General features: G+C 64.1%; 9 protein-coding genes. 8 read left to right on the top strand and 1 reads right to left on the bottom strand.

Going from position 1 to position 12284, the window contains the following annotated elements; all coding sequences use genetic code 11:
- Window positions 1–132 precede the first annotated feature (132 nt).
- From LB569_RS30325 to LB569_RS30310, 4 genes are all read left to right on the top strand, one after another.
- Window positions 133–1134, top strand: a complete 1002-nt coding sequence (locus LB569_RS30325) for an Ldh family oxidoreductase (protein ID WP_224695208.1) — start codon at window positions 133–135, stop codon at window positions 1132–1134.
- Window positions 1135–1380: 246 nt separating this feature from the next.
- A complete protein-coding gene (locus LB569_RS30320) occupies window positions 1381–1662 on the top strand; it encodes a hypothetical protein (RefSeq protein WP_140702781.1) in 282 nt (93 codons plus the stop codon).
- Between the two features lie 197 nt (window positions 1663–1859).
- On the top strand, window positions 1860–2312 hold the full coding sequence (locus LB569_RS30315; protein WP_224695205.1) for a DoxX family protein: 453 nt from the start codon (window positions 1860–1862) through the stop codon (window positions 2310–2312).
- A gap of 278 nt (window positions 2313–2590) precedes the next feature.
- Window positions 2591–3568, top strand: coding sequence for a complex I NDUFA9 subunit family protein (locus tag LB569_RS30310; protein ID WP_224536620.1), 978 nt, complete (start codon window positions 2591–2593; stop codon window positions 3566–3568).
- Between the two features lie 20 nt (window positions 3569–3588).
- Here the strand turns inward: LB569_RS30310 and LB569_RS30305 are convergent, their stop codons facing one another.
- Window positions 3589–4962, bottom strand: a complete 1374-nt coding sequence (locus tag LB569_RS30305; protein ID WP_224695204.1) for a cytochrome P450 — start codon at window positions 4960–4962, stop codon at window positions 3589–3591.
- Window positions 4963–5173: 211 nt separating this feature from the next.
- Between LB569_RS30305 and LB569_RS30300 the strand changes: the two genes are divergently transcribed.
- The 4 genes from LB569_RS30300 to LB569_RS30285 all read left to right on the top strand — a co-directional run bounded on the left by LB569_RS30300 (window position 5174) and on the right by LB569_RS30285 (window position 12226).
- Window positions 5174–5743: an NADPH-dependent FMN reductase gene (locus tag LB569_RS30300; protein ID WP_140702789.1), complete on the top strand. Its 570-nt coding sequence runs from the start codon at window positions 5174–5176 to the stop codon at window positions 5741–5743.
- Between the two features lie 80 nt (window positions 5744–5823).
- Window positions 5824–8442 carry a caspase family protein gene (locus LB569_RS30295; RefSeq protein ID WP_224695203.1) on the top strand — a complete coding sequence of 873 codons (2619 nt, stop codon included), beginning with the start codon at window positions 5824–5826 and terminating at the stop codon, window positions 8440–8442.
- Window positions 8443–8604: 162 nt separating this feature from the next.
- Window positions 8605–11076, top strand: coding sequence for a DNA topoisomerase (ATP-hydrolyzing) subunit B (gene gyrB / locus LB569_RS30290; RefSeq protein ID WP_224695202.1), 2472 nt, complete (start codon window positions 8605–8607; stop codon window positions 11074–11076).
- Between the two features lie 232 nt (window positions 11077–11308).
- Complete coding sequence (locus tag LB569_RS30285; RefSeq protein WP_224695201.1) at window positions 11309–12226, top strand: hypothetical protein; 918 nt, start codon at window positions 11309–11311, stop codon at window positions 12224–12226.
- The last annotated feature ends 58 nt before the right edge of the window (window positions 12227–12284 follow it).

The raw sequence follows: 12284 nt of genomic DNA, 5'->3' as shown, positions 1-12284 counted from the left end.
GAGTGGGGGAGTGGGGGAGTGGGGGAGTATCCGGTCACTTCCGCATTCACATTTCCAGCCCTATTGGCTATTCACTGCGCACAAGTCCCCTACTCCCGTATTCCCCTACTCCCTTCTTTCAGGACGACCATGATGCAACTCAGTCTCGACCAGGCAACAGGACTGTGCCGGATGGCGGCACTTGGCGCCGGTGCCAATGAGGAAGCGGCGCAATCGCTCACGGCCTCGATCATCGCGGCCGAGGCCGAGGGACTGGCAGCCGTCGGGCTGTCGCATTTCATCGATTACCTCGAAGCGCTCGAGGCCGGGCGCATCGACGGCAATGCCGACCCGGTAATCACCCGGCCGGCGCTGGCTATCTATCTCTCGGACGCACGCGGCGGCCTGGCGCATACCGGCTTCGACCGCACCATCGACGACCTCGCCAAGGCGGCGAGACTGTTCGGCGTTGCCATCTTCTCGCAGAAGAACGCCTACACCTGCGGAGCGCTCGGCTATTTCACCGGCCGGCTGGCGACGCAAGGGCTGGTGTCCTTTGCCGCCACCAATGGACCGGCGGTTCTCGCCGGCTCGGGCTCGGTCAAGCCTGTCTACTGCACCAATCCGATGTCGTTCGCCGCGCCCGCCGCCGACGGCGCGCCGCTGGTCATCGACCAGTCGTCGAGCGCCACCGCCTTCGTCAACATCCGCAAGGCGGCGGAAGACGGCAAGAAAATCCCCGAAGGCTGGGCGCTGGATGCCAGCGGCAATTCGACGACCGACCCCGCCGCCGCCATGAAGGGCGCCATGCTTGCCTTTGGCGGCCAGCGCGGCGCCAACATCGCGCTGATGGTCGAGGTGCTGGCGGCGGGCCTGTCGGGCGCCAACTGGTCGCTCGACGCGCCGTGGTTCAGCGGCGGCCCCGACAGTCCGGGAACCGGCCTGTTCGTGCTCGCGGTCGAGCCGAAGCTGCTCGATCCGGATTTCGAGCAGCGCATGAAGGACCAGCTCGACCGGCTGCGCCGGCGCTATGGCGTGCATGTGCCCGGCCGCGCCCGCGCCGAAGCGGCCGAGAAGGCGCAGGCGCGCGGCATCAACGCCCCCAAGGCGGTGATCCAGCGCATCTCCGAATTCGCCGAGCGCTATTCGGCCTGAATAATTTCTCTTATTTCAGATAGTTACCTGACCCTTCCTTGCCCGCGGTGCGGTTGTGCGCGGTTTTTTTTGCGTGCGTCCTGAACCTTTTCTGACGCCCGGACGACCAACGTTTGTCCAGGGCAAGGCGAGCTTGCCCGATCCAGACCGGGGGAACAGCAAAATCAAATCGAAAGTCTGCTCCGCGTGAAAGGCATCGCCCTTCGCGTCCCGGAAAACACAACCTCAAATCAAAGGAAGATCATCATGACCAACACCAAGACCACCATCCTCACCGCCGTGCTCCTGCTCGGTTCCTTCATGGGCGCCACGCAGGCGGCCAACCTCAAGGCCGCACCGGTCAAGCCGGCCAACCCCGGCGTCATTACCGCGCCGAGCGGCGGCGCCACCGAAGACCACTATTGCAAGAACGGCCATGCCAAATTCGCCAATTGCAGCGCGGATTTCATCGCCGCCTGCAAGAAGGTTGGTGGCACCATGTCGGATGTTCAGGGCTGGGGTGGGCGTACTTGCTTCACGCCCTCCTGATACCGTCTCAGGTCAGGCCGCTCCGTCGCCCCCTGGCACAGCATGGATGTCATCCGGAAAACTCCGCTTCGGCGGGGTTTTCTGCGTTTGTCGTCCGTGCCGCCAAACATGATTAAGATAGTTAACTTTTGTTAACTTGACTTGGCTGGAACCCTCGGGCGTTTGCGAAAGGCACGATCACAAAAACAGGAGCTCCGATGTCCGCGACCACCGACGCCCCCCATGGCAAGCTGATTATTCCGGCGCTTGGCCGCCTGTATTCCTCACTGCACGACGCCGGCGAAACAGTGATGCGCGCCATGGCCGGCATCTTCCTGGCCGTCCATGGCTCGCAGAAGATCGTCAACCCTTTCGGCGCCGCCGAAATGGTCGAAGGCCTCGGCTTCTATCCCGGTGCCTTCTGGTCGTTGCTGCTTGCCTGCACCGAATTCTTCGGCGGCATCCTGATCGCCATCGGGTTTTTGACGCGCCCGGCCGCCTTTGCCGGCCTGTTCGTGCTGCTGGTAACCGTCTGGTTCCACTGGGTCACCATGGGCCAGGGTTTCTCGGGCGCTGAAAAATCGCTCCTGTGGGCCGCGATCCTTCTGTTCTTCGTCATTCGCGGCGGCAACCGGCACTCGGTCGACGCCCGCCTCGGCAAGGCATTCTGACAAGCTTTGTTCGACGCAATTCCGGACGGAAAACCGCTTCTCACTTTTCCTGGAATTGCTTTTTTGTTGACGCAATTCCGGACGGAAAACCGCTTCACACTTTTCCTGGAATTGCTTTTTTGTTTGACGCAATTCCGGACGGAAAACCGCTTCACACTTTTCCTGGAATTGCTTTGCGCAGAAGGGTGACGCGACGACGCGTCACCCTTTGCCTTTGGCGCAAAACGGACTATGAAACGGCTCAGCCAAGCCATCTGGAACGTGCGCCGGAGCCCGCCATGACCGAAATCCTGCAGACCCCGAAACTCGTCGTCGTCTTTGGCGGATCGGGTTTTGTCGGCCGCCACGTCGTGCGGGCGCTGGCCAAGCGCGGCTATCGCATCCGGGTCGCCTGCCGCCGGCCCGATCTTGCCGGCCATTTGCAGCCGCTTGGCAATGTCGGCCAGATCCAGCCGGTGCAGGCCAATGTGCGCGTTCGCTGGTCCGTCGACCGCGCCGTGCAAGGCGCCGACCATGTCGTCAATCTCGTCGCCGTCCTGCATGAGAGCGGCCGGCAGAAATTCTCGGCCGTGCATGAATTCGGTGCTCGCGCCGTCGCCGAGGCGGCGCGCTCCGTCGGCGCCGGGCTTACCCATATTTCGGCGCTGGGCGCCGATCCCGACTCCGAATCGGATTATGCGCGCACCAAGGCGCTTGGCGAGAAGGCCGTGCTGGAGACGATCGCCGATGCCGTGATCTTGCGGCCGTCGATCAATTTCGGACCCGAGGACAGTTTCTTCAACCGCTTTGCCAACATGGCGCGCTATTCGCCGGTGCTGCCCCTGATCGGCGGCGGCCAGACCAAGTTCCAGCCGGTCTATGTCGGCGACGTCGCCGAGGCCGTGGCGCGCTCGGTCGACGGCAAGATCGATGGCGGCCAGACCTACGAGCTTGGCGGCCCCAACGTGCTCACCTTCAAGGAGTGCATGCAGGAACTGCTCACCGTGATCGAGCGCAAGCGCCTGCTGGTGCCGGTGCCGTGGTGGGTGGCCAACATCCAGGCCTCGATCCTCGGCCTGTTGCCCAATCCGCTGCTGACCAAGGACCAGGTGATGCAGCTGCGCGAACACAATATCGTCTCGGAGGAAGCCGCCAAGGCCAACCGGACATTGGCGGGGCTCGGCATCCAGCCGCAATCGATCGCGACGATCCTGCCCAGCTATCTCTGGCGCTTCCGCGCCGCCGGCCAGTTCCAGCAGCGCAAACCCGCGGTCTAATTCGGGAGAGCTGTCAGCCCTCACCGATGGCGAGGCGTGACCTGCATCGGCAGGCCACCTTGCGGCTGCGTGGTCAATTTCTGCACCGGCCAGGGCTTCGTCTCAGCGGTAACGTCGAAGCGGAAGCGCGACAACAGGATGGCGAGCGCGATGATCGCCTCCTGCATGGCGAAGCTGGCGCCGATGCAGACGCGCGGGCCGGCGCCGAAGGGCAGATACTGGAAGCGGTCGATCTTCTCGCGGTTTCCCGGGTGGAAGCGTTCGGGCAGGAAGGCGTCGGGTCGGTCCCACAGTTTCCTGTGGCGGTGGACGACCCACGGCATCACCAGCACGGCGGCGTGCTTGGGGATATAAAGATCCTTCCACATTTCGGGCTCGATCGGCTCGCGATTGATCGACGGCGCCGGCGGATAGAGCCGGAGCGCCTCGTCGAAGGCCGCGCGTGTCAGTGGCATGGCATCGAGCCACTTCGTCGGATCGGCTTCGCGCGCCAGCACCTGGTCGATCTCCTGTTCGACCCGGTCGCGCTCCCAGGGCGATTCGGCCAGGCAATAAAGCGTCCAGCCGAGCGCGCGCGCCGTGGTCTCGTGGCCAGCGCCGATGAAGGTGATGATGTTGTCCTCGACTTCCGGCCGCGTCAGCCCGTCGGGGCCTTCGGCCTTCAGCAGCAGCGTCAGGAAATCCTGCGGCACGGCATCGGGATCGCGCTTGAACTTCTCTTCGCGCATCTTGACCGTGTCGGTCACGATCTTGCGGAAATAGGCCATGGTCTTGCGGCCGCGGATGCGGGTCAGCCGCGGCAGCCAGTCGGGCGCGCGCAACAGATCGAGCGGATCGACGCGGCCCATGGTTTCGAACAGGCGGTCGATCTCGTTGGCGAAGCTGCCCGGCTCGCCCGCGATCTCGCCGGAAAACAGCGTCTCGGCCAGGATGTCGTAGGTGAGCAGCGTCATGTCATGGGCGATGTCCGAAGTCCCGCCAGCCTCGTAACGGGTGACGAACTCCAGCGTGCGTTTCAGCATCGGCTGCGCGAAGCCGAAGATGTGGCGCGGGGTGAACACCGGCGCCATCGCCTTGCGCGACCGCTTCCACACCTCGCCCTCGGCGGTCAGCAGGCCATCGCGCAGGATTGGCCGCAAGATCTTCTGGCGCACCGTCGCCATCTTGTAGTTCTTGGCGTTATCGACCAGGACATGGCGGATCAGGCCGGGGTCATTGGCGATGACCAGAGGCCCGCCGGCGCCCTTGGCCGAAATCCAGGGTTCGTTGTAGGTCGGCTCACCCCACAGTTCGAGCGGGTTGCGGTAGACGATGCGGATCATCTCCAGCGTCGAAGGCGGCGATGTGCGCGGCTTCGGGGCGGGAGGAACGAAGGGGGCGGGCTGTGTGTCCATGAAATGCTCCGCTGCTGGCATCAATGTAGTGGCTGGCACACCGGGCGTCCATGTGACCGAACGGCAGGCCGAACCATGACAGCGGGAACGCCAGGGCGGACAGGCTGTTCATCCGATCGTGACCGTTTCCTCAGGGATCCGATCTTGCCCCCTTGAACGCTCTGCCGTAGTGACAGTCACCAATGGATACCGTCCGAGAAGGGAGCCTGTCTTGAAGCACCAGTTGAACATCATCATCGGCAGCACGCGGCCCGGCCGCGCCGGTCCGGTTTTTGCAGAATGGCTGGAAACGTTCGCGCGCGAGCACGGAAAATTCGAGCCGGTGCTGACCGACATCGCCGCGTTCAACCTGCCGGTGCTGGACGAACCGCACCATCCAAGGCTTGGCAACTATCAGAACGACCACACCAAGGCCTGGTCGAAGGCGATCGACGCCGCCGACGCCTTCGTCTTCGTTGCGCCGGAATACAATTATTTCGCCGCACCCGCGATCGTCAACGCGATCGACTATCTCTCCCGCGAATGGAAGTACAAGCCCGCCGCCATTCTCAGCTATGGCGGTGTCTCCGGCGGCCTGCGGGCGGCGCAGGCGCTGAAGCCGCTGCTGACCTCGGTCGGGATCATGCCGATCCCCGAAGGTGTGGCGCTGCCGCTCTACCAGAAACTGCTCGGCGAGAATGGCGCCTTCGAGGCCAGCGAGCAGGTGCGTGGCGGGACCAAGACCATGCTGGACGAGCTGTTGGCCTGGAGCGAAGCGCTGAAGCCGATGCGCGCGCGCTGAAGGGAGCTGCGTCGGCCTGGCTTGCTCGCGCCGTAAAGAGATGGAATGGTCGGCAAACGACTGAGCCGGGGCGGTTCGACTTGCGTTTGCTGTTTGCCTTGCTGCTGATGCTCGTGACCACCACTGCCGCGGTGGCGGAGCGGCGCGTGGCGCTGGTTATCGCCGAGGACGATTACCGGCTGGTCCGGCCGCTTGCCAACCCCCTCCATGACGGCGAAGCGATGGAAACGGCGCTGAGGAAACTTGGTTTCGAGGTGGTGCTCGAAACCAATCGCGACCTCAGGCGCATGCGCCGCGCGCTGGATGATTTCCGCCAGGACGCCAAGGGCGCCGACGTGGCGCTGGTGTATTTCTCGGGCCATGGCGTCGAAATATTGGGCGACAACCGGCTGCTGCCACTCGATGCCGACGGCTCTTCGCTCGATCAACTGGACAAGACCAGCCTGCCGCTGGAAGAGGTGCGCGACGCGGTCGCCGCCACCGCCAGGGTCGGGCTGATCGTGCTCGATGCCTGCCGCAGCGATCCTTTCTCGGGAACAGGTGGCGACGGGCGCGGCGCGACGTCCCTGGCCAAGGATGTCGCCGACAAGGTCAAGCCTGGTCTCGGGCGCGTCGGGCGGGCGGAAAACATCCTGTTCGCGTTCTCGGCCGCCCCCGGCGAGACGGCTGCCGACGGAACCGGCCAGAACTCGCCCTTCACCACCGCGCTGACCAAATATCTCGGCACCGATGGGCTTGAAATCCGCTCGGTGCTGACGCTGGTGCAGCAGGAAGTCTACGACCTCAGCCGCGGCAAGCAACTGCCCTATGTCGAGAGCGGACTGCCGAAACTGTTCTTCGCCGCCGTGGCCAAGGAGCAATTGCCGGAGCGCGAAAGGCTGCTGCTGGCCATGGCCGACGTGACGCCGGACATGCGCGTCGAGGTCGAGCGGATCGCCAGCGATGCCGACATGCCGCTGGCGCCGCTCTATGGCGCGCTGATCAGCGCCGACACCAGCCATTTGTCGGCGGAAAACCTCGATGCCAGGCTGCGCGAGGCGGCGGACGCCTTCGTCAAGGTGCGCGGCGAGATGAAGACGCTCGGCTCCGACGATCCGCAAGTGACGGAACTGCGCCGGCAGGCCGAGGAACAGCTATCGCTGGGTGCGTTCGACGGTGCGCGCGCCATCCTTGCCAAGGCTGCCAGTATCGACAACGACTCGCGTCAGGCGCTGAAGGCCAATTTCGTCAGCCGCACCATGTCGGAGGCGGCGACGCTCTATCTGTCGGGCGGCGCGGCGCGGGCCGATCTCGACTACCCCGCAGCCATCAAGGACTATGAAACGGTGCTGTCGCTCTATGGCGAGACCGGGCAGTCCTCGCTCACGCTGGACGATGCCGACCGGCAGATCCGCACGCTGGACGAACTTGGCAAACTCTACGTCACCACGGGTGCCATCACCGCCGCCGGACGCGCCTACGAGGCGCTGCAAGCCAATCTGGAGCAGCGCGTCAGGCGGGAGAGTGACCCCAGCGTGCGGCGCGACCTCGCGGTCAGTCACACCAAGCTCGGCAACATCAAGGTGGCGCTGGGCGACCTGCCGGCGGCGCTGCGGAACTACGAGACGGCGCGCTCCATGCTGCGCGACCTTGCCGTGGCCGAGCCCCACCGCCTGAACTGGTTCGGCGATCTTGCCAGCGCCGACGACAAGATCGGCAACGTGCTGATGACACAAGGCGACCTGGCCGGGGCCGCGCGCGCCTATCAGGAGAGCCTCGACGTCAAGCAACAGCTGGCCGCCAACGAGCCGGAGCGCGTCGACCTGCAGCGCGACCTGACCATCGCCTATGACGAGGTCGCCAACCTTGCCCGTACCTCCGGCCGATTGGAGGATGCGCAGGCGGCCTATGACGAGAGCCTGCGGATCCGCCTTGCGCTGGCCGCCAAGGCGCCCGACGACGCGGAGCGGCAGCGCGACGTGTCGGTGAGCCACGACACGATCGGCGACCTCAAGCGCGAGCGCGACGATCCCGCCGGCGCGCTCGCCGCCTACCAGGAGGGGCTTGCGATCGTCGAGCGGCTGGCAGGCCGCGATCCCGATAATACGGAACTGAAACGCGATCTGTCGGTCGGCAACGCCAAGATCGGCAATGCCCTCAGCGATCAGGAGAACTGGCCGGCGGCCCTTTCGGCCTACCGGAACGCACTGTCGCGGGCGCAGGCGCTGGCCGACAGCGATCCCGACAACAGCGACTGGCAGCGCGACCTGTCGGTCAGCCTGGAGAAGGTCGCGGGCGTGCTCGCCATCCAGGGCGAACGCAAGGGAGCGCTCAACATCTATCTCGACAGCTTCGCCATCGCCGACAGGCTGGCCAAGCTCGATCCGGCCAATTCGGACTGGCAGCGCGACCTGTCGATCACGCTCTCGGAGATCGGCATGCTGCGGATCAAGGAACGCGACATCAAGGGCGCGCGTCAGGCGTTCGAAGATAGTCTCGGCATCCGGCAGCGGCTGGCCAGTTCCGATCCCGGGAACGCCACCTGGCAGCGCGATCTGGTGGTCGCCATGATCGATTACGCACAGGTCGCCAAGAACCCCAAGACGGTGCTTTCCCAGGCGCTCGACATGACGCTGGAACTCGACCGGAGCGGGCGGCTGGCACCGCGATACAAGTTCATGATCAAGTTTCTCAGGGACCGCCTGGCGAAGGCCAAATAGCGGCCGGCGACGGACCGCCATGGACAGCCGGCTCAATCTCCCGGGAAATGCCTGCAAACCTTGGAAAAACCGCCTTTAGCGCCTATATCTAGACGATATCAGAAGCGCGATTCGGGGCCGATTTTTCGCGCTGTAAAAGCGGCATCTAGACAACAGGTTTTCATGAGCGACCAGACCGAGAACACCAACGGCGCTGAAGCCGAATACGGCGCCGATTCCATCAAGGTTTTGAAGGGCTTGGATGCTGTCCGCAAACGGCCTGGCATGTATATCGGCGACACCGATGACGGCTCGGGCCTGCATCACATGGTCTACGAGGTGGTCGACAACGCCATCGACGAGGCGCTGGCAGGCCATGCCGACCTCGTTTCGGTGACGCTCAATCCCGATGGTTCGGTGACGGTTATCGACAATGGCCGCGGCATTCCCACCGATATTCATTCCAGCGAGGGCATATCGGCGGCGGAAGTGATCATGACGCAGCTGCATGCCGGCGGTAAATTCGACCAGAATTCCTACAAGGTATCGGGCGGCCTGCACGGCGTCGGCGTCTCGGTGGTCAACGCGCTGTCGGCCTGGCTGAAGCTCAAGATCCGCCGCAACGGCCAGATCTTCGAAATGAGTTTCACCCATGGCGATGCCGACGCGCCGCTGAAGGCGACCGGCAGCTACGAGCAGGACAAGCGCCCGGGTACCAATGAAGGCCGCAGCGGCAGCGAGATCACCTTCTTTCCGTCCGCCGAGACCTTCACCATGGTCGAGTTCGACTTCGGCACGCTGGAGCACCGGCTGCGCGAACTCGCCTTCCTGAACTCCGGCGTGCGCATCGTGCTGACGGACGCCCGTCATGCCGACGTCGTGAGGCATGAACTGCACTATGACGGGGGCCTGGAAGAGTTCGTCAAATATCTCGACCGGGTGAAGAAGCCGCTGATCGAGAAGCCGATTTCCATCCGGGCCGAGCGCGACGGCATCACTGTCGAAGTGGCGATGTGGTGGAACGACAGCTACCACGAGAATGTGCTGGCCTTCACCAACAACATCCCCCAGCGCGACGGCGGCACCCATCTGGCCGGTTTTCGCGGCGCGCTGACCCGGCAGATCACCGGCTACGGCGAATCCTCGGGCCTGACCAAGAAGGAAAAGGTCGCGCTGATCGGCGACGATTGCCGCGAGGGCCTGACGGCGGTGCTGTCGGTCAAGGTTCCCGACCCGAAATTCTCCTCGCAGACCAAGGACAAGCTGGTTTCCTCGGAAGTCCGCCCAGTGGTCGAAGGGCTGGTCAACGAAGCGCTCGGCACCTGGCTCGAAGAGCATCCGTCCGAGGGCAAGGTGGTCGTCGACAAGGTGATCCAGGCGGCAGCGGCGCGCGAAGCCGCGCGCAAGGCGCGCGACATCACCCGCAAGACCTCGCTCGGCGTCACCTCGCTGCCCGGCAAGCTGGCCGACTGCCAGGAACGCGACCCGGCGAAATCGGAAATCTTCATCGTCGAGGGCGACTCGGCCGGCGGCTCCGCCAAGGGCGGCCGTTCGCGCCAGAACCAGGCGATCCTTCCCCTGCGCGGCAAGATCCTCAATGTCGAGCGGGCCCGCTTCGACCGCATGCTCTCGTCCGACATGATCGGCACGCTGATCACCGCGCTCGGCACCTCGATCGGCAAGGATGAATTCAACGCCGACAAGCTGCGCTACCACAAGATCATCCTGATGACCGACGCCGACGTCGACGGCGCCCATATCAGGACCTTGCTGCTGACCTTCTTCTTCCGGCAGATGCCGGAGCTGATCGAGCGCGGCCATCTCTACATCGCCCAACCGCCGCTCTATAAGGTGACGCGCGGCAAGAGCTCGCAATACATCAAGAATGAGAGCGCCTTCGAAGCGTTCCTGATCGATTCGGGGTTGGAGGAGGCTTCCCTGACGCTTGGCTCGGGGGAAGTCCGGACCGGACAGGATCTCCATGCTGCCGTCGATGATGCCCTGGCGGTGCGCCAGCTCATCAACGGGCTACACACGCGCTACAACCGCAACGTCGTCGAGCAGGCCGCCATCGCCGGCGGGCTCAATCCCGAGGTCTTCAGCGATCTTGGCGGCGCCAACGCTATGGCGGAACGGATCGCACAACGGCTCGACATCATCGCGGAGGATACCGAGCGCGGCTGGACCGGCCGCATGTCGACCTCGAATGACGGCAGCGGCGGCTATGTCTTCGAGCGCACCGTGCGCAGCGTCAAGGAATACGCCCATCTCGACATGGGGCTGATCAATTCGGCCGACGCGCGCCAGCTCGACCGTTACGCGCAGCGCCTCAGCGAGGTCTACGGCACACCGCCGGTGCTGCGCCGCAAGGAGGTGTCCGAAACCGTCTCGGGCCCGCTGGCGCTGCTCAACGCCGTCTTCGCGACCGGCCGCAAGGGGCTCACCATGCAGCGCTACAAGGGTCTCGGCGAGATGAATGCCGAGCAGCTCTGGGAAACCACGCTCGACCCGAATGTGCGCTCGCTGCTGCAGGTCAAGGTCAACGACGCCACCGATGCCGACAGCCTGTTCTCGCGGCTGATGGGCGACGAGGTGGAGCCGAGGCGCGAATTCATCCAGGACAACGCGCTATCGGTCGCCAATCTCGATATTTAAGACCTGTTCTTGTCTTTGAATATTGGCGCGCTACGAGCGTCAATATTCATTCCGGCGCCGAGAAACATTTCATAAGCCACTGGAACAGAAGGCCTTCCGGGACATTGTGACAACATCGATCACAATTTTTCGCAAGGAGGCTTTCATGGGACGCGGCATATTGCTCTGGTTGCTCGGCATTCCGATTCCGATCATCATTCTCATCATGCTGTTCGTACGGTAGGGGGCTTCCATGCAGTCCACCCTATCGGCTGTCGACGTATCCGCTTCGACGGAATCGTCCTCCACGGCTGTCAGCTGGGGACCCATCATTGCCGGCGCCTTCGCGGCCTCGACATTGACGTTCATCCTCATGCTGCTCGGCTCGGGCCTTGGCTTGAGCATGGTGTCGCCATGGTCGGGCTCGGGCGCATCGGTAACCACCTTCGCGGTTTCAACCGCGATCTGGCTGGTCATCGTACAATGGCTGTCCTCTGGCGTCGGCGGCTATCTCGCGGGACGCCTGCGCACCAAATGGGTCGGCATTCACACCGACGAGGTCTATTTCCGCGACACCGCCCATGGCTTTCTCGCCTGGGCATTGGCCACGCTTCTGGTGGCGGGAATACTTGGCTCGGCGCTTTCGGCGGCAATCGGTTCAGGCGTGCAGGCCGCGTCCACCGTCGCTTCGGGAGCCGCCATGGGCGCGTCGGCTGGCGCTTCCGCCAATGCCGGCGGCGCATCGGCCGACAATGCGACATCCTATCTGGTTGACTCGCTGTTCCGTCCGGCCGATCCGAGCAAGCTCGCAGCAGCCAATCCAAACGACGAAGCCGCCGCGGCCGGGCAGGCCTCGCGCATCCTGATCGCCGGTGCCGTCGCGGGCGAGGTCTCCGCGGAAGACAAGACCTATCTCGCGCAGTTGGTCGCCGCGCGAACCGGTCTTTCCGAGGCTGATGCCAAGACGCGTGTCGACGCGGTACTGGCGAAGGCGCAGGATGCGAAAGTCAAGGCCAAGCAGGCTGCCGACACTGCCCGCAAGGCAAGCGCCACTTTTGCCCTTCTCGGTGCCCTGTCGCTGGTTATCGGCGCCTTCATCGCCAGTGCGGCCGCGGCTCTCGGCGGCAGGCAGCGCGATGAAGAGGAAGCGGTGTTCCTGACCCACGGTTGAGAGCAGCACATCCATAATAGCCAAAGAGCCCGGCATCGACCGGGCTCTTCTATTCGAC

It is taken from the genome of Mesorhizobium sp. BH1-1-4, from assembly GCF_020165665.1.
Taxonomy (GTDB): Bacteria; Pseudomonadota; Alphaproteobacteria; order Rhizobiales; family Rhizobiaceae; genus Mesorhizobium.
The sequence above is the reverse complement of the archived record's forward strand: the minus strand, read 5'-3'. Positions and strand labels throughout refer to the sequence as shown.

Coding starts and splice junctions, on each gene's coding strand:
- LB569_RS30325 (WP_224695208.1), top strand. CDS start 133: ATGCAACTCAGTCTCGACCAGGCAACAGGACTGTGCCGGATGGCGGCA.
- LB569_RS30310 (WP_224536620.1), top strand. CDS start 2,591: ATGACCGAAATCCTGCAGACCCCGAAACTCGTCGTCGTCTTTGGCGGA.
- LB569_RS30285 (WP_224695201.1), top strand. CDS start 11,309: ATGCAGTCCACCCTATCGGCTGTCGACGTATCCGCTTCGACGGAATCG.
- LB569_RS30320 (WP_140702781.1), top strand. CDS start 1,381: ATGACCAACACCAAGACCACCATCCTCACCGCCGTGCTCCTGCTCGGT.
- gyrB (WP_224695202.1), top strand. CDS start 8,605: ATGAGCGACCAGACCGAGAACACCAACGGCGCTGAAGCCGAATACGGC.
- LB569_RS30315 (WP_224695205.1), top strand. CDS start 1,860: ATGTCCGCGACCACCGACGCCCCCCATGGCAAGCTGATTATTCCGGCG.
- LB569_RS30305 (WP_224695204.1), bottom strand. CDS start 4,962: ATGGACACACAGCCCGCCCCCTTCGTTCCTCCCGCCCCGAAGCCGCGC.